This is a genomic window from Collinsella sp. CLA-ER-H7, assembly GCF_040092345.1.
GTDB lineage: Bacteria > Actinomycetota > Coriobacteriia > Coriobacteriales > Coriobacteriaceae > Collinsella.
The window spans coordinates 29773-47447 of the sequence record NZ_JBBNLT010000001.1 but is presented as its reverse complement, the minus strand read 5'-3'; the positions used below and the strand labels follow the sequence as shown (position 1 = coordinate 47447).

The 17675-nt window shown below is 62.1% G+C and carries 12 protein-coding genes and 2 tRNA genes; 12 read left to right on the top strand and 2 right to left on the bottom strand.

Annotated features, from left to right (window positions below):
* Positions 1-12 precede the first annotated feature (12 nt).
* The 12 genes from AAAX75_RS00195 to AAAX75_RS00140 all read left to right on the top strand — a co-directional run bounded on the left by AAAX75_RS00195 (position 13) and on the right by AAAX75_RS00140 (position 15308).
* Positions 13-109: transfer RNA gene (locus AAAX75_RS00195), tRNA-Sec, on the top strand.
* Between the two features lie 155 nt (positions 110-264).
* Positions 265-897 (top strand): molybdenum cofactor guanylyltransferase, encoded by a 633-nt coding sequence (locus tag AAAX75_RS00190; protein WP_349090736.1) that lies wholly within the window; start codon positions 265-267, stop codon positions 895-897.
* A gap of 15 nt (positions 898-912) precedes the next feature.
* Entirely contained in the window at positions 913-1308 is a 396-nt protein-coding gene (locus tag AAAX75_RS00185; protein ID WP_349090735.1) for a DUF3343 domain-containing protein, read from the top strand.
* Positions 1309-1565: 257 nt separating this feature from the next.
* Positions 1566-2921, top strand: a complete 1356-nt coding sequence (gene gdhA / locus AAAX75_RS00180) for an NADP-specific glutamate dehydrogenase (protein WP_022095186.1) — start codon at positions 1566-1568, stop codon at positions 2919-2921.
* A gap of 242 nt (positions 2922-3163) precedes the next feature.
* Positions 3164-4066, top strand: a complete 903-nt coding sequence (locus AAAX75_RS00175; protein ID WP_349090734.1) for an FAD binding domain-containing protein — start codon at positions 3164-3166, stop codon at positions 4064-4066.
* Positions 4066-6897: a molybdopterin cofactor-binding domain-containing protein gene (locus tag AAAX75_RS00170; protein ID WP_349090733.1), complete on the top strand. Its 2832-nt coding sequence runs from the start codon at positions 4066-4068 to the stop codon at positions 6895-6897. The genes AAAX75_RS00175 and AAAX75_RS00170 overlap by 1 nt, the downstream gene beginning before the upstream one ends.
* Before the next feature lie 138 nt (positions 6898-7035).
* Positions 7036-7119, top strand: a tRNA-Leu gene (locus AAAX75_RS00165).
* Positions 7120-7206: 87 nt separating this feature from the next.
* Positions 7207-8508: a trigger factor gene (gene tig, locus AAAX75_RS00160; RefSeq protein ID WP_349090732.1), complete on the top strand. Its 1302-nt coding sequence runs from the start codon at positions 7207-7209 to the stop codon at positions 8506-8508.
* Positions 8509-8671: 163 nt separating this feature from the next.
* The gene (locus AAAX75_RS00155; protein ID WP_022095182.1) at positions 8672-9292 is read left to right on the top strand and encodes an ATP-dependent Clp protease proteolytic subunit; all 621 of its coding nucleotides are present in this window, start codon (positions 8672-8674) and stop codon (positions 9290-9292) included.
* Between the two features lies 1 nt (position 9293).
* Positions 9294-10703, top strand: coding sequence for an ATP-dependent Clp protease ATP-binding subunit ClpX (gene clpX / locus AAAX75_RS00150; RefSeq protein WP_349090731.1), 1410 nt, complete (start codon positions 9294-9296; stop codon positions 10701-10703).
* 287 nt (positions 10704-10990) lie between these two features.
* Positions 10991-13687, top strand: coding sequence for a valine--tRNA ligase (locus AAAX75_RS00145; protein WP_349090730.1), 2697 nt, complete (start codon positions 10991-10993; stop codon positions 13685-13687).
* Between the two features lie 277 nt (positions 13688-13964).
* Positions 13965-15308 carry a bifunctional folylpolyglutamate synthase/dihydrofolate synthase gene (locus AAAX75_RS00140; protein ID WP_349090729.1) on the top strand — a complete coding sequence of 448 codons (1344 nt, stop codon included), beginning with the start codon at positions 13965-13967 and terminating at the stop codon, positions 15306-15308.
* A 325-nt stretch (positions 15309-15633) separates the two neighbouring features.
* Here the strand turns inward: AAAX75_RS00140 and AAAX75_RS00135 are convergent, their stop codons facing one another.
* Both AAAX75_RS00135 and AAAX75_RS00130 read right to left on the bottom strand, forming a co-directional pair.
* Positions 15634-16722 carry an aminopeptidase P family protein gene (locus tag AAAX75_RS00135; RefSeq protein ID WP_349090728.1) on the bottom strand — a complete coding sequence of 363 codons (1089 nt, stop codon included), beginning with the start codon at positions 16720-16722 and terminating at the stop codon, positions 15634-15636.
* 551 nt (positions 16723-17273) lie between these two features.
* Complete coding sequence (locus AAAX75_RS00130) at positions 17274-17672, bottom strand: DUF1667 domain-containing protein (RefSeq protein ID WP_349090727.1); 399 nt, start codon at positions 17670-17672, stop codon at positions 17274-17276.
* Between the last annotated feature and the right edge of the window lie 3 nt (positions 17673-17675).

Here is a 17675-nt window from a genome sequence, read left to right as displayed (position 1 = left end):
ACCTCCGCACTTGGGAACGGATGGGCTCCGGTGGGCTCCGCGGTCCTCAAAACCGTTGCGAGGCGTGCAAAACGTCTTGGATGTGTTCGATTCACATACGTTCCCGCCATACGCTACCAGCGCTTTTGTGCTCGCGGTCTTGCTGCGTGCCGCAAAGGCGCTGTTTTGTTTTTGCATGGGTTTGCCGTGCCGCCCGCTTTATCGGCGACGGTATTTGGCTTCGTGTGCCGGGTTTTGAGCATGCCGATGGAGGTGTTTTGCCGTATGACTACCGTAAGACGTGCCGATCTTTCTTGTGTCGTCCAAGCGGGCGGGCTGTCCTCGCGCATGGGCTGCGATAAGGCGCGCATGGCGTTTTGCGGCGAGCCGCTCATCGAGCGCGTGCTGGGTCGGCTGGCTCAGGTTGCCGGCGAGCTGGTTGTGACGACGTCGCGCCCTTGCGAGCTTGCCTATCTTGAGGAGCGCGCGTTTGGCGGCCTGGTGCCGCGTGTGGTGGCGGATCTTGAAGGGCCGGCGGGTGCCATGCGCGGCATCGCGAGCTCGTTGGCCGCGGCCCGATTGCCGCTCGTGGCGATCGTCGCCTGCGATATGCCGTTTGTCTCGCCGGAACTCATCGGCGCGCTTGCCGATCGTGTTGAGGCCGAGGCGCTCGATGTGTGCGTGCCGCACGAGGAACGGGGGATTGAGCCGCTTTGCGCCGTCTGGCGCCGTGACGCGTGTGCGCCGATTGCCCATGAGCTGCTCGCCTGCGACCGCCAGCGCATTCGCTGCCTGATCAATCGCGTTCAGGCTGGTTATATGGATGAACCGCAGATCGTTAAGGCCGCGGGCTCGACGCTCTGCTTCGAGAACGTCAATACGCCCGAGGAGTTTGCGGCGGCCGAGTTGCTCGCCTAGACGATTGGAGTTGCCATGTCTCACGATATTTGTCCCGACACGGGAGAGCCTTGCACTTGCGACGGATCCGAACCCTGTACCTGCGGTTGTGGTAGCTGTGGACATACCGCGGAAGAGGAAGCGGCCGCCGCGGCGTATCGCGAGGCACACCGCGCAGGCCCGTCCGGTGATGCCCTCGACCACGAACGCAAGATCATCGTTTCGTTCGATAGCACCTTCGATGTGATGGAATGCGAACAGCTGTGTCTTGCCGCCGGTGTGCCCGGGCGCATCATGCCGCTGCCCGGCTCCGTTACCGCCGGCTGCGGGCTGTGCTGGGCCATGCCGTTCTCGGGCGATGCGCTCGCGGCCTTCCGCGCTGCCACCGAAGGCCGCGTAACCCCCGCCGACTACCATCAGCTCGTCCTTTAGCCACCAAAACCACCACATTGGGGACAGGCACCTTTGTGTTGGTTTGGAACACGTGTACGAAACAGGTTTGAAACACGGGTTTTGCACGTCAGGCACTCAAAAACGCTTCTACCTGCATCGTAATCAAAACGAAACATCTGCTCGTCGGCTTATGCGAAACTTTGCTGCAACAGTGCGATATTATCCATACTCGATAAAGCTCGCGGCGCATAGGGTGCCGCGACCAACATTTTTCGTTTCCCATCATTGGAGGAAGCATGAGCTACACGCAGAAAGTTCTCGAAGAGCTCAAGGCCCGCTATCCCGAGCAGCCTGAGTTCATCCAGGCCGCGACCGAGATTCTCGGCACCATCCAGCCGGCGCTCGACGCCCACCCCGAGTACGAGGAGGCCGCCCTGCTGGAGCGCCTCGTCGAGCCCGAGCGCATCGTCATGTTCCGTGTTCCCTGGGTCGACGACCAGGGCAAGGTTCAGGTCAACCGCGGCTACCGTGTCGAGTTCAACTCTGCCATTGGACCCTACAAGGGCGGCCTGCGCTTTAATCCGACGGTCACCCTGGGTATGCTCAAGTTCCTGGGCCTGGAGCAGATCCTCAAGAACAGCCTGACCACCCTTCCCATGGGCGGCGGCAAGGGCGGCTCCGACTTTGACCCCAAGGGCAAGTCCAACAACGAGATCATGCACTTCTGCCAGTCCTTCATGACCGAGCTCTATCGCCACATCGGCCCCAACACCGACGTTCCCGCCGGCGACCTGGGCGTTGGCGGCCGCGAGGTTGCCTACCTGTTCGGTCAGTACAAGCGCCTGACCAACGAGTGGACCGGCGTCCTCACCGGCAAGGGCCTCTCCTTTGGCGGCTCGCTCGCCCGTACCGAGGCCACCGGCTACGGTCTGGCCTACTTTGTGGACGAGTACCTCAAGAGCCGCGGCGACTCCTTCGAGGGCAAGAACGTCGTCGTGCACGGCTCCGGCAACGTCGCTATCTACGCCGTCCAGAAGGTCTCCCAGCTCGGCGGCAAGGTGCTGGCCTGCTCCGACACCCACGGCTGGGTCGAGGATCCCGACGGCATCGACTACACCGTGCTCGAGCACGTCTACAACAAGAAGCGCTCCGGCCACGACAAGGGCGTTACGCTCGCTATGTACGTTGACGAGAAGCCCAACGCCGTGTGGCACGAGGGCGACGGCCGTGGCGTTTGGCAGCTGCCCTGCGACATCGCGCTGCCCTGCGCTCGCGAGAACACGCTGCTGCTCGAGGACGCCCAGGCGCTCGTCGCCAACGGCTGCAAGGTGGTCGGCGAGGGCGCGAACATGCCCACGACCATCGAGGCCACGACTTACTTCCAGGAGAACGGCGTCGCCTTTATGCCCGGTAAGGCTGCCAACGCCGGCGGCGTGCTCGTGTCCGGCCTGGAGATGAGCCAGAACGCCGAGCATCTGTCCTGGACCTTCGAGGAGGTCGACGGCAAGCTCGAGCAGCTCATGCGTGGCATGTTCCACAACGTGGACGACACCGCCAAGGAGTACGGCCAGGAGGGCAACTTCGTCATGGGCGCCAACATCGCCGGCTTCCTGAAGGTCGCTGACGCCATGCTCGCCCAGGGCGTCTGCTAGGTCTTCGCTCGACATAGCATGTGATAAGGCTCCTAGCCATTCCGGCTGGGAGCCTTTTCTATCCCGGAGGACTCCTCATAACTTGCGGTGATATACGGACTGTTTTGCGTTCCAGAACGGCTAATCAGTCCGTATATCACCGCAAGTTATGGATGGGTGGGTGGATTTTGTCCTAAAACGGTGTGCGGCCCCTCGTTTGGTACACTTAAAAGTACTGGTCAAGTGAAGAGATGGGGGAGAACGTGCTCAAGTTCGGTACCTACGTCCGTGTTGGAAACGCGGCCGAAGCCTATGAGCTCTTACAGAAGAACCGCAACAACAAGATTGTGGGCGGCGGCATCTGGATGCGCCTGGGTTCGCGTCGCGTGGCGACGGCGATTGACCTTTCGGCCTGCGGACTCGATCAGATCGAGGAGACCGAGACCGAGTTTCGCATCGGTGCCATGTGCACCCTGCGCCAGCTCGAGCGCCATGCCGAGCTCAACGCGCTTGTCAACCATGTCTTTGAGTTCGCCGTCCACGATATCGTGGGCGTGCAGCTGCGCAACACCGCCACGGTGGGCGGCAGCATCTACGGTCGCTTTGGTTTCTCGGACGTGCTCTCGGCCTTTTTGGCGCTCGATTCGTATGTTGAACTGACGGGTGCCGGCCGCGTGCCGCTCGCCGAGTTCGTGCGGATGGGCTACGTGCGCGACGTGATCGAGCACATCGTGGTCGTCAAGCACGACTACCGCGCGAGCTACGAGGCCGTGCGCAAGGCCGCGACCGACTTTCCCTCCTTAAACGTTACCGCTGCGTGGTGGGATAACACCTGGCACGTCACCGTGGGCGCCCGCCCGCTGCGCGCGACCCTGCTGCAGGGCGAGGCATCTGGCCTTACCGCCGAGCAACCTTCCGAGGACGAGCTCCGCGCCCTGGCCGCGTCTGTACGCGCCCTGAGCTACGGCACCAACCTGTGGGGCTCGGCCGAATACCGCCGTCGCATCTCGGCGCCGCTTGCCGTGCAGGCCGTGCGCCGCGCCGCCGGCATCGAGCTTTCGGCCGCGCTTGCCCGCGAGCTCGAGGGCGTGCAAGTGCCTAAGTTTGCCACGGACGAGTATTCCTGCCGCCGCGTGCCCGGCGTCGATTCTAGCGAGGTGCGCTAATGGCTGCCAAACTCATCGATCTTTCCTTTACGCTCAACGGCCGCAAGGTCAAGGTTCAGATTGCCCCCGACACCATGCTCTTTGCGTTGTTGCGCGAGCAGGGCTGCGCGTCGGTACGCTGCGCCTGCGAGACCACCAACTGCGGTCTGTGTACGGTGTGGCTCGACGGCGACCCGGTGCTGAGCTGCTCGGTTCCCGCCGCCCGTGTTGAGGGCCACACCATCACCACACTCGAGGGCCTCAAGGCCGAGTCCGAGGCGCTGGCCCGCGCAATGGCTGCCGAAGGCGCCGAGCAGTGCGGTTTTTGCGCCCCCGGCCTCATCATGAACGTGCTGGCGCTTGCCCGTGCTGCCAAGGAGGACCCGAGCCTCGTCGCCACGCGCGAGGAGCTCTCGCGCCAGCTCGCCGGCAACCTCTGCCGCTGCAGCGGCTACGAGAGCCAGCTGCGTGCCATCGTCCGCTTCCTCAACGAGTCTGGCGTACAGGTGGGCTTTGAGATGCCCGAGCTGCCCGCCAACGACACGAGCTCCGACGGCGTCTCCTACAAGCAGATTACCCACAAGCAGCCCAAGAAGGATTCGAAGGCTCTGCTCGAGGGCCGTCCCGTCTACACCGGCGATATGGTGCCCGCCGGCGCGCTCATCGTCAAACTCAAGCGCAGCCCCTATGCCCGCGCCAAGATCCGCTCCATTGACACGTCGCGCGCCTTAAAGGTGCCGGGCGTCGTGGGCGTCTACACCTACGAGGACGTGCCCAAACGCCGCTTTACCATCGCCGGCCAGAGCTATCCGCAGCCGAGTCCCTACGACCGCCTGATCCTCGAGAACCTGGTACGTTACCAAAACGAGGAGGTGGCGATCGTCGCCGCCGAGACCGAGGAGGCCGCCGACAAGGCACTCAAGCTCATCAAGGTCGACTACGAGGTGCTCGAGCCCTTGCTCGACTTTACCCAGGCACTCGATAACGACATCGTGGTTCACCCCGAGGGCGACGTGACCTTTATGTTCCCGCAGGGTGGCGACGTTGCTCGCAACCTGGTGTGCAGCGGTACCAGCGATTTTGGCGATCTTGACGAGGCGTTCGCCCAGAGCGACATCGTCTTTGAGCGCACCTACACCAGCCAAGCCACGCAGACCGCGCCCATGGAGACCTTCCGCGCCTTTGCGACGACCGACGCATTTGGGCGCATTTCGGTGACCACCTCGACGCAGGTACCCTTCCACGTGCGCCGTATGGTCGCGCAGTCGCTCGACATTCCGCAGTCGCAGGTGCAGGTCATTAAGCCGCGCATCGGCGGCGGCTTTGGCTCCAAGCAGACGGGCTGCTGCGAGATCTTCGTGGCGTTCGTGACCCAGCAGACTGGCCGTCCGAGCTATTGCTGCTACACCCGCGAGGAGACCATCACCGCGGGCAACTCGCGTCATCAGATGCAGATGACCGTCAAGCTGGGTGCCATGAACGACGGCACCATCAAGGCCATCGACCTGCATACGCTGTCCAACGCCGGCGCGTACGGCGAGCACGCCACCACGACGATTGGCCTTTCGGGCCACAAGAGCCTGCCCATCTACAACCACGTGAAGGCGAGCCGCTTTAGCTGGGAAGCCGTCTACACCAACACCAACCGCGGCGGCGCGTATCGCGGCTACGGTGCCACCCAGGGCCAGTTTGCCGTGGAGAGTGCCGTCAACGAGCTCGCCGACATGCTGCGCATGGACCCCGCCGACCTGCGCCTTAAGAACATGGTGCACGAGGGCGAGATCATGCCGCAGTACTACAACGAGAAGCTCAACGCCTGCGCACTCGACCGCTGCCTGCTGCGCGCGATGGACATGATCGGCTGGCGCGACAAGCCGCTGGCCGTGGACCTGGGCGACCGCGTGCGCGCCCTGGGCTGCGCGCTCACCATGCAGGGCTCGGGTATCTCCAACGTGGACATCGCCGGCATCGACATGCGCCTGGAAGAGGACGGCTTCATTACCATCGGCACCGGCGCCACCGATAACGGCATGGGTGTCGACACGATCCTGGCGCAGATTGCTGCCGAGGAGCTGGGCGTGGAGAGCTCGCAGATTGTGGTGCGCGGCGTAGACACCGATGTGTCGCCGTTCGACGCCGGCTCGTACGCGAGCTCGGGTACCTACGTGACGGGCCTGGCAGCCAAGAACGCCGCGACCGAGCTGCGCGAGAAGATTTGCGCCAAGGCCGCCGAGATGTGGGACGTTGACGCCACCGACGTGGTATTCGACGGCCAGTACGTGCGCCTGTTCGACGAGCGCGCCGCGCGCGAGCGCGGTCGCTACCTTACGCTGCGCGACTTTGCCAACCTGTGCGTCAAGAACATCGCGGGCGGTGACGCGCTCACCTCGCACGCCTCTGCCTGCCTGCCCGTTTCGCCTCCGCCGTTTATGGCCGGCATTGCCGAGGTCGAGGTCGACAAGGCCACCGGCAAGGTGACCGTGGTGGATTACGCCGCTGCCGTTGACTGCGGCACCGTGATCAACGAGGCGCTCGCACGCGTCCAGGCCGAGGGCGGCATTGCCCAAGGTATCGGCCACGCGCTCTACGAGATTGTCGAGCATGACGATCGCGGCCGCCTGCGCACCGGCAACTTTATGAGCTACAAGTTGCCCACGCGTCTGGATATCGGCAGCATTCGCGTGGCCTTTGAGCCGAGCTACGAGCCGACGGGTCCGTTTGGCGCCAAGTCGATCGGCGAGGTCGTCATCAACACGCCGCTCGCTGCCGTGGCCTCGGCCGTCGCACACGCCACCGGTCACCAGGTTCGCTCGCTGCCGATCACGCCCGAGAAGGCCCTGCTGGGGGAGTAGCGGGTCAGCGAACAAGTCGTAATTGGCGGGGCGGGGCAACCCGCCCCGCCTTTTGCACTCATGGTGAGGTCGTGAGCTAAAAACGTGTGCGTGCGCTTGCCGCTCGTATCTGCTATCATTCCTAATCTGTGCGCTCATGCGGGCGTGGCGGAATTGGTAGACGCGCCAGATTTAGGTTCTGGTGGGATTCCCGTGAAGGTTCGAGTCCTTTCGCCCGCACCAACGCACCCGCGTCGGCTTATGCCCTCGCGACGCTTGTTGCATAAAGGTACCAGCACCTCAGATAAGCTGGGCAGTATGAGGAGGAACGTGTTGAACATCACCGCTTCTGACGTCAAGGACGCCAAGCTCACCGCTACGGTCACCATCCCGGCCGCCGACGTCGACGCCGCGATCAAGAAGGCCTACAAGGACACCGCCAAGAAGTACCGCTTCCCGGGCTTCCGCGCCGGTAAGGCCCCCCGTCCGGTCATCGACTCCGCTCTTGGCGCCGAGGCTACCCTCGCTCAGGCCACCAACGACCTGATCGCCGCCAACGAGCCCGCCGTCCTCAACGAGCTGGACATCGTCCCCACCAAGAACGGTGACTACAAGGAGCTCGACCTCGCCAAGGATCACGAGGACTACACCTACACCGTCGAGTTCTCCCTGCGCCCCGCCGCTGAGCTCTCCTCCTTCGACGCCGTCGAGATCGAGATGCCCCCTGCGGAGGTCACCGAGTCCGAGATCAACAACCAGGTCGAGATGCTCCTCAACTACCGTGCCACCTTCGAGGACGTCGAGGGTCGCGCCGTCGAGGCCGAGGACTACGTCACCGTCGACCTCAAGGCCGTCGAGAACGCCGACAACTTTGCCGCCGAGGGCCGCATGCTCATCGCCGGTAGCGACAGCAACCCTAAGGAGTTCAACGAGGCCCTGATTGGCGCCAACGTTGATGACGTCAAGACCGTCACCTGGACCGACGAGGTCGAGGAGGGCGAGGAGGCCGAGACCCACACCGTCGAGGTCACCGTCAAGGGCATCAAGGTCCGCAACACCCCCGAGCTCACCGACGAGCTCGTCAAGTCCGACTTTGGCTTCGACAGCATCGACGCCATGCGTGACGCCATCAAGCTCGAGATCGAGCAGGACAAGGCTTCCCGCCTCCCGGCCGAGAAGGAGAACCGTTGCGTCTCCGCTCTCGCCGAGCGTCTGCAGCTCGACGAGATGGACGCCGACTACGAGCAGTCCGTCTTTGAGGAGCTTGGCCAGAACTTCCTGTCCAACCTCGCTGCCCGCGGCATGACGCTGGACACCTGGCTGCCCGCTTCCGGCCTGACCATGGAGCAGTTCATCGGCGACCTGCACAAGCAGGCCAACGACGTCGCCCGTGAGTCCCTGGCTCTCGACGCCCTCGCCCGTGAGCTCAAGATCGAGGTCACCGAGGACGACATCAACGCCGAGTTCGAGAAGGCCGGCGTCAAGGACGTCGAGGCTTCTAAGGCCGAGTTCATCGCCGACGGCCGCATGCCTGCCGTCCGCGAGTCCATCCGTCGCTCCAAGGCCGTCGACCACCTGGTCGAGAACGCCAAGGTGACCGAGGTCGACGAGACCGCCAAGGACGCCGAGTAATTCTCGCCACCTTGCCCGCGAGCGCATGCGTGTGCCCGTGATGGGGTAAAGTTATACACCGGTTATCCGGTTGCTTCGTACGGTGCCAGCCAATGCATAGCATGCGGGCACCGTACGTTTATCTAGAACCAATTTGGTCCGCAAGAGAGAAATGGAGATGCGTATGATCGCTAAGTTCGATTCCGCCCTCGTGCCATACGTTATCGAGCAGACGCCGCGCGGTGAGCGCAGCTACGATATCTATTCGCGCCTGCTCAACGACCGCATCATCTTCTTGGGCGAGGAGATCAACTCCGTCAGTGCCAACCTGGTCGTTGCCCAGCTGCTGCATCTTGAGAGCCAGGATGCCGAGAAGGATATCTCGCTCTACATCAATTCGCCCGGTGGCGAGGTCTACTCCGGTCTGGCGATTCTTGACACCATGAACTTTATCAAGCCGCAGGTTTCGACCATTTGCGTGGGTATGGCCGCGTCTATGGCCGCCGTGCTGCTTTCGGCCGGCGCCAAGGGCAAGCGTTTCTGCCTGCCGCACTCTAAGGTCATGATTCACCAGCCCAGCGGCGGTGCCCAGGGTCAGCAGACCGAGATCGAGATTGTGGCCGAGGAGATTAAGAAGACCCGCCGCGAGCTCAACCAGATCCTGTCCGACGCCTCGGGCCAGCCTATCGAGAAGGTCCAGGCCGATACCGAGCGCGACAACTACCTGACCGCTGCCGAGGCCCTCGACTACGGCCTGATCGACCGCATCGTCACCTCGCGCGACCTCGCCGCGAAGGACGCCTAGGATGGCCGGTAACATGCAGGACAATTTTGACGAGAACGGTAACCCCATCCGCTGCTCCTTCTGCGGAAAAGAGCAAGGGCAGGTTCGTCGCCTTGTAAAGGGTCCTACCAACATCTTTATCTGCGACGAGTGCGTTGCCGCCTGCTCCGAGATCCTTGAGGAGTCGCTGGCTTCGGACTTTATGGATGCCGCCCGCAACGGCAAGTTGCCGGGTTTCCTCAATGACCACGGCCAGGCTTCGTCCCAGCCTGCTGTGGATCCCGAGGCCGAGGGCTTTGAGCTCGAGGACGATGCCCGCCAGGTCATTACGCATGTGCCGACGCCGCACGAGATCTATGACGAGCTTTCGGCCTATGTCATGGGCCAGGAGGACGCCAAGCGTGCCATGTCGGTTGCCGTGTACAACCACTACCGCCGCGTGATCGAGGGCGGCGCTGCGCTTTCGGCCTTTGACGACGGCTTGGACTCGCAGCTCGACGATGACATGGACGAGGTGGAGCTCGCCAAGTCCAACATTTTGCTGCTCGGTCCCACCGGTACCGGTAAGACCCTGCTCGCCCAGACGCTCGCGCGCATCCTCGAGGTGCCGTTTGCCATCGCCGACGCCACCGCGCTTACCGAGGCCGGCTACGTGGGCGAGGACGTGGAGAACATCCTGCTCAAGCTCATCAACGCCGCCGATGGCGATATCGAGCGCGCGCAGGTCGGCATTATCTACGTGGACGAGATCGACAAGATCGCCCGCAAGGCCGAGAACCTCTCCATTACTCGCGACGTTTCGGGCGAGGGCGTTCAGCAGGCGCTGCTTAAGATTCTTGAGGGCACGGTGGCAAGCGTTCCGCCCACCGGCGGCCGCAAGCATCCCCAGCAGGAGCTGCTGCAGATTGACACGACCAACATTCTGTTCATCTGCGGCGGTGCCTTTGTGGGTCTGGACAAGATCATTGCCGACCGTGTGGGCAACAAGGGCGTGGGCTTTAACTCCGAGATCGCCGGCCCCACCTCGGTCGACGAGAACGACCTGCTGCGCCAGGTGCTCCCGCAGGACCTTAACGCCTTTGGCATGATCCCCGAGTTCGTGGGCCGTACGCCCGTCGTCACCCAGACGCAGGCGCTCGACGAGGACGACCTGGTGTCGATCCTGACCGAGCCCAAGAACGCCGTGGTGCGTCAGTACCGTAAGATGTTCCAGCTCGAGGACGTTGAGCTTGAGTTTGAGGACGCCGCCCTGCATGAGATCGCCCGCATGGCGCTTGCCCGCAAGACCGGCGCCCGCGGCCTGCGCTCCATCTGCGAGGACGTGCTGCAGCAGACGATGTTCGATCTCCCCAGCGAGGAGGGTGTTTCCAAGGTCATCGTGACCGAAGCCTCCGTAAAGGGCGAAGAACAACCCCAGCGCATCTACGGGTAAACCAGCCTAAAACGTGTTTGCAAATAGCCTCTGACCACCTGCGGTCGGAGGCTATTTTATATATGCGCAATAACCCCAACTACCTGTGTTATTCTGTGTGTTTGTTTAAGCCTCAGCAAAGTCATTACAGACTGAAGTAATCGATACCTAAGGGGAGGAATGTAGGCCCGTTTTTCGTAGATTCCGCACGAGCCGAAGACCACTTAATGTGGTCTTTGAGCGAGCCCAGGACCTGACCGAGCGAAAATCGGGCCTACATTCCTCCCCGACGGGCAAGGGAGAGATATATGGAAGAGATGCCCAAGAACTACGATCCGTCGACCAACGAGCCGGCGATCCTGCAGAAGTGGCTCGACGGCGGCTACTACAAGCGCCGTGAGGGCGTGGGCGACTGCACCGTCACCATTCCGCCTCCCAACGTGACCGGCAAGCTCCACATGGGTCACGCCACCGACGACTCCATCCAGGACGCCATCATCCGTATGGCCCGCATGCGCGGCAAGTCCACGCGCTGGGTGCTCGGCACCGATCACGCCGGTATCGCCACACAGACTAAGGTCGACAAGAAGCTCAAGAGCGAGGGTATTAGCCGCTTGGAAATCGGTCGCGATAAGTTTGTCGACGCCTGCTGGGATTGGACCCACGAGTACGGCGGCATCATTGTCGAGCAAATCAAGCGTATGGGCTGCTCCGTCGACTTCGACAACGAGCGCTTCACCATGGACGAGGACTACGCCCAGGCCGTGCGCAAGGTGTTTTGCGACTGGTACCACGACGGCCTGATCTACCGCGGCAAGCGCATCGTCAACTGGTGCCCCAACTGCACCACCGCCATCTCGGACGACGAGGCCGAGTACAAGGACGAGAAGGGCCACCTGTGGCACCTGCGTTACCCGCTGACCGAGCCGGTCAACGGCCAGGACTACATCGTCGTCGCCACCACGCGCCCCGAGACCATGCTCGGCGACACGGGCGTGGCTGTCTCCCCGAAAGACCCCGAGAAGGCTGCCTTTGTGGGTAAGACCGTCAAGCTCCCCATCGTCGATCGCGAGATCCCCATCTTTGAAGATTGGCATGTCGACGCCAACTTTGGCTCCGGTTTTGTCAAGGTCACCCCGGCCCACGACCCCAACGATTACGCTATGGGTCAGGCCCACGACCTGCCGCAGATCAATATCTTCGATGAGCACGCGGTGGTCGTTGAGGGCTACGGCGAGTTTACCGGCATGAACCGCGACGAGTGCCGCGAGGCCGTCATTAAGTGGTTTGAGGAGCATGACCTGCTCGATCACGTCGAGGACCTCGATCACTCCGTCATGCACTGCTACCGTTGCGACGCCGCGCTTGAGCCGTGGCTTTCCGAGCAGTGGTTCGTGGCCGTCGATAAGCTCAAGGGGCCGGCGCTCGACGCCGTTAACTCCGGTAAGGTCACCTTCCATCCCGCGCGCTGGACGCAGACCTACACCACCTGGATGGAGAACCTCAAGGACTGGTGCATCAGCCGCCAGCTGTGGTGGGGCCACCGCATCCCCGTGTTCTACTGCGAGGACTGCGGCTGGGAGGACGCCCTTACCGAGGACACCGACGTGTGCCCCAAGTGCGGCGGCCATCACGTGCACCAGGACGAGAACGTGCTGGACACCTGGTTCAGCTCGCAGCTGTGGACCTTCGCCACGCAGGGCTGGCCGCAAAAGCCGGAACTGCTCGAGGGCCATCACCCCACGACGGCGCTCGTTACCGCGCGCGACATTATCGCGCTGTGGGTCGCCCGCATGGTCATGAGCTCGCTGTACTTCCTGGACGAGGTGCCGTTTAAGGACGTCGTCATCTACCCGACGATCCTTGCCAAGGACGGCAGCCGCATGTCCAAGTCCAAGGGCAACGGTGTTGACCCCATGGACCTCATTGGCATGTACGGCGCCGACGCCATGCGCTTCAACCTGCTCACGCTGTGCACCAACAACCAGGACGTCAAGTTCGACGCGAACATCGACAAGAAGACCAAGAAGCTTATCGACAGCCCGCGCACCGAGCAGGCCAAGTCGTTTGTGACCAAGATCTGGAACGCCAGCCGCTTCCTGCTTATGAACATGGAGGGCTACACGCCCGGCGAGCCCGTCGTGGAGACGCCGGCCGACGCCTGGATGTTCAGCCGCCTGGCCAAGGCCGTGAAGATGGTCACCGAGGGTATTGAGAAGTACACCTTTGGTGACATGGCCCGCGGTGTGCAGCAGTTCTTCTGGAACGAGGTCTGCGACTGGTACGTCGAGGTCACCAAGGCCCGCCTGAAGGGCGAGGGCCGTCTGCAGGCGCAGCGCAACCTGATCTTTGTGCTCGACACCTCCATTCGCCTGATGCACCCGCTTATGCCGTTTGTCACCGAGGAGATCTGGGACAACATGCCGGCGAGCGTGCTCGACCTGGACGCCGAGGGCAACGTGGATCGCGCCGAGGCGCTCATGATCGCCAAGTGGCCCGAGCCCGCCGACTATGCCAAGTATGTCGACGAGGACGCCGAGCGCGCGTTTGAGCTTTGTCGCGCTGTCGTTTCCGCCGCCCGCGCCACCCGTTCGCGTTATCGCTTGAGCCCCAAGGCCGAGCTCGACGTGGTCGTGCGTGCCGGTGCCGAGGACATCGAGAAGCTCGAGAGCCTGCGTTCGACCATCGAGCCGCTGGCAAACACTGCCTCGCTGGTCATGGGTACCGACGTTGAGAAGCCGGCCGCGAGCATCGCCGTGGTCGACTGCGGCGTCGAGGTCTTTGTGGTGCTCGAGGGCAAGGTTGACCTTTCGGCCGAGAAGGCACGCCTGGAGAAGGAGATCGCCGCGGCCCAGAAGGAGCTCGCCGGCTGCGAGAAGACGCTCGCCAACGAGGGCTTTGTGGCCAAGGCCGCGCCTGCGGTGGTCCAGAAGAAGAGGGACCGTGCAGCTGAGCTCAAGGAGATCCTGGCGGCACTGACTGCTCAGGTTGCTGACTTCTCGTAGGCGGTACGGGGGGACGCGGTTTGGGGCATTGCTCGCTACTGCGGACAGTCCTGCTCGCACGAAGGCCACATTAAGTGGCCTTCGGCTCGTGCGGAACTTGTATCGAGCAAAGCCCCAAACCGCTCCCATAGCGTTTACGTGGTTGTTTGCATCTGCCTGTTAGGGCCACTGGGTTGTGGCCTTGATCTCGCTGCAAAGCGGTGTTTGGCTGATATTTTGAATGGGAGGGGCTCGTTGTTTATTACGGGCCTCTTTTTATGTTGAGGGGACTTTGGCTATGGCAAAGCGTTCTGGGTTGTATTCGGTGCCGTTTGAGGTTCCGGAGCTTTCTATTGATGAGGCTGTTGCACTTGCGGCCGATACGGGCAAGATTGCGCGTTATTCCACGCCGCTGCTCGAGACCGTCGTCGAGATGCTCGATGAGCTTGGTCGTCCTGACGAGTTTTATGATTGCGTCCAGATAGCCGGTACCAATGGAAAGACCTCGACGACGCGATTCTCGGCTGCCATTCTTCGTGGTGAGGGCCTTAAGACGGCACTCTTTACGTCGCCTCATCTGGTGCGATATCCCGAGCGTATGGAGATTGACGGAAAGGTCGTCTCAGACGAGGTCTTTGCCCATGGTGTCTCTGCGGCGTACGAGGCGGGTCGTCGTCTCAACGCACGTCGTGAGGCGGCGGGCGAGGAGCTCCGATCTATTACGCCCTTCGATCTTTTGTCCGTGGCTGGTTTGACTATGTTTGCTGAGGCTTGTGTGGACGTGGCCGTGCTTGAGGTTGGCATGGGCGGACGATGGGATGCTACGAGTGCGACCGATCCCGTGGCCGTCGCCATTACGGGCATTGGACTCGACCATACGAAGGTCCTTGGCGATACCCTCGAGGCCATTGCAGGGGAGAAGGCTGCGGTTATTAAGCCTGGGCGTTTGGTTGTTTTGGGCGAGGGCACGCATGAGGCAAGCGTTCAATGCGTGATGGATGCCCGTTGCCGTGAGTGCGGCGTTGTGCCGCTCATTGTGAGCCATACGACGACCAAACTTCCGACACACGTGGGCGATACGGTGGAGTTTAGCTGCACCACGCCGCGCGCGATCTATACGTCGAGTATGGTCAAGCCGGCGTATCAGCCGCAGAATGCCGCGTGCGCGATTATGCTGTGCGAGGGCTATCTGGGCCGCGAGCTCGACCACGATGCGCTCGACGCTTCGCTTATGGGCTGCCCCACGCCGGGTCGCTTTGATGTGCTGGGAACCGATCCGCTCAAGCTGATCGACGCCTGCCATAATCCCCAGAGCTGCGAGAACTTTGTGAGCGCACTGGACGAGATCGATCCGTGCGTAGAGAATCGTCCAACGCTGCTGTGCGCGGCGTTGGCTGACAAGGACGTGGCGGGCATCGTCGACGTGCTTGTTCCGGCGTTCCCCCGTGTGGTCGTGACGCAGACCGATTCCGACCGCGCCCTGCCGGCAGAGGAACTCGCCGCCCTGGTGGACGCCGATAAGCTCGCAGGCGTGTACCCCAGCGTATCTGAGGCCCTCGCAGCCCTCGATGCCGCGGGCGAGCCCTTCGTAGCAGCCGGCACCATCACCCTAGCCGGCGAAGTAGCGGGGCTGCTGCGTTAGAGCCTTTCCGCTGGGCAGCTAGTTGGCCTGCTAGCCACGAAATGGGCCTATCTACTACGTTTGACCGGTTACCCCCGACCACACCGAGAATTGCAAAATCAAAACCGCAGGTAGAAGGCTTGCCAGTTATGCGAAAACGCGGGTGTGGTCGACCCATGCGGGTTAAACGTAGTAGATAGGCCGTTTTCGTGGCGCATCTCTAGACTGTCAAATTGGTCGACTTGGCCCCTTGGCAGTTGCGGTGAAATAGTTCCTGGATTATGCCTCTGTGGGTCAATCTGGGAACTATTCCACCGCAACTTATTGAGGGGCTATTGGGTAAGGGCTAGTCTAGGCGGACTGGGTCGTGGGGGTAGGCGTTGAGGATCTCGACGCCGGACTCGGTAACCAGGGCCAGGTCTTCGATGCGGACGCCGGTTCGGCCGGGGAGGTAGATACCCGGCTCGATGGAGAACGTCATGCCAGGCTCTACGACTTGCTCGTTGACGAGCGAGACGTCGCCCGGCTCGTGGTCCTGCAGGCCGATCGAGTGTCCCAGACGGTGTGTAAAGTACTGCCCATAGCCTGCCTCCTCAATTACGTCGCGCGCGGCGCGGTCCAGGTCGTACATGCGCACGCCCGGTGCGATGAGCGCCTTGGCGGCCTCATTGGCGCGGCGCACGATGTCGTAGATGCGTGCCGTTTCCTCGTCCGGTTCGCCCCAAAAGAACGTGCGCGTCATGTCCGAGCAGTAGTTGCAGCGGCGTCCGCCAATGTCGAACAGTACCACGTCGCCACGCTTGAGCACGGTGTCATCGGGCTCGTGATGCGGGTCGCCGGCGTTGGCGCCAAAGCTTACGATGGGCGGAAAACTAAAGCCCTCGCAGCCGTGCTTGCGATACAGGCCGAGCATCTGGTCGGCAATTTCGCGCTCCGTCACGCCCTCGTGGACGAGCTTGATGGCGTCGGCCATCACGGCGTCGTTAGCGGCCGATGACGCGCGCATAAGCTCCTGCTCGGTGACATCCTTGTGGGCGCGTGCGGCGGTGACGGCAAAGTCGCCCAGGAAGAACTCACTCGCGGCGTGACGATCCATAAGGGGCATCAAAAAGCCGGAGCGCATAACGGTGTCGATGCCGAGTGGTTTGGTCGGATCGACCTCGCGAGCGATGGCGTCGGCCACGACGTCGGTATCGGTGTGATAGGCGACGCGGGCATTGTCGTACTCGGGCAACTGATGCAGCGCGTTGACCAAGATCACGGGCTCGGCATTGCGTGCGAGCAACACGCCGCAAAAACGTTCGAACATATCGGCATAAAAGCCGGTCAGGTAATAAATCGACCACGGGTCGTTTACGAGCAGCTGCGCGCCGGGGTGCTGAGCCTCGAGGGCATCGAGCACGCGCGCCACGCGCTGGTCATCGACATGTGCCATACATCGTCCTTTCGTTAGGGTGCCACCATGGTATCCCCAATGCCAGGGTAGTCAATTTGCGACGGGGCTATTTTAGCTGCGTCCAACATGCGGAATGATTTTTCTGGGACGGGGATTAAATAATCATTCGGCACCCAATGATTATTTAATCCCCGTCCCAGAAAAATCATTTGAGCGAACGTTCGGGCAAAAGTAGCTAAAAGAGGCCCGTCCCAAATGGGCTGGTTTCAAAAGTATGGCGGATTACGGGGCTGGACCGGTATTACTTGACCATGGGAAAAATCGCGAAATTAAAACCGCAGGTAGACGGCTTATCAAAAATCGTAAATTGCCGATATGGATGGGGGTCTCCGAATCAGCCCCGTAATCCGGCATAGTTTTGAATTGGCACTAAAGTAGGCACAAGCTAAATACCGATTCCAAGGATAGTTGCGGTGGAATAGTTCCTGGATGCCGGGGCTTTGGCGGAAATCAGGAACTATTTCACCGCAATTGAGGAGGGGCGGGGTGGATGGTGGGGGTAGCTAAAGAGCCCGTCCCAAATGAGCTGCTTAGGCTGGGTCGATGTCCATGCTGGCGATGAGGTCGATGTTGGTGTTGAGGAGGTTCTCTAGCACGACGTCGCCCATGTGGATGGGGGCGTCGATGACCAGACCGCGGATGAGGTCCATCGCCTGGGTGTGGAGCGCCAGCGGGATGGCTTCGGCCGTGCGCACGGGCAGCAGCGCCTCGTCGCCGCCGGATACGGCCACGGTTGTGGTGAGCACACGCATGGGGCAGGTGAGCTCCTGGTGCGCGAACGTATCGCCGCGCGGGCAGCTGTTGCCGGTCACGGAGCGCACCTCTACCACGGCGCCGTCTGCGTCGCGCTCCACCTCCACGGTCAGGAGGCATTCGGATGGGCAGGTGGTGCAGTTGAACTGCAATGTCTCGGTCACATTCGTGCTCATGGC

What these genes read in the sequence shown, in the direction of transcription:
- AAAX75_RS00130 (WP_349090727.1), bottom strand. Translation starts at nt 17,672, where the DNA reads ATGAGCACGAATGTGACCGAGACATTGCAGTTCAACTGCACCACCTGC.
- AAAX75_RS00140 (WP_349090729.1), top strand. Translation starts at nt 13,965, where the DNA reads ATGGCAAAGCGTTCTGGGTTGTATTCGGTGCCGTTTGAGGTTCCGGAG.
- AAAX75_RS00145 (WP_349090730.1), top strand. Translation starts at nt 10,991, where the DNA reads ATGGAAGAGATGCCCAAGAACTACGATCCGTCGACCAACGAGCCGGCG.
- AAAX75_RS00135 (WP_349090728.1), bottom strand. Translation starts at nt 16,722, where the DNA reads ATGGCACATGTCGATGACCAGCGCGTGGCGCGCGTGCTCGATGCCCTC.
- clpX (WP_349090731.1), top strand. Translation starts at nt 9,294, where the DNA reads ATGGCCGGTAACATGCAGGACAATTTTGACGAGAACGGTAACCCCATC.
- gdhA (WP_022095186.1), top strand. Translation starts at nt 1,566, where the DNA reads ATGAGCTACACGCAGAAAGTTCTCGAAGAGCTCAAGGCCCGCTATCCC.
- AAAX75_RS00185 (WP_349090735.1), top strand. Translation starts at nt 913, where the DNA reads ATGTCTCACGATATTTGTCCCGACACGGGAGAGCCTTGCACTTGCGAC.
- AAAX75_RS00190 (WP_349090736.1), top strand. Translation starts at nt 265, where the DNA reads ATGACTACCGTAAGACGTGCCGATCTTTCTTGTGTCGTCCAAGCGGGC.
- AAAX75_RS00170 (WP_349090733.1), top strand. Translation starts at nt 4,066, where the DNA reads ATGGCTGCCAAACTCATCGATCTTTCCTTTACGCTCAACGGCCGCAAG.
- AAAX75_RS00155 (WP_022095182.1), top strand. Translation starts at nt 8,672, where the DNA reads ATGATCGCTAAGTTCGATTCCGCCCTCGTGCCATACGTTATCGAGCAG.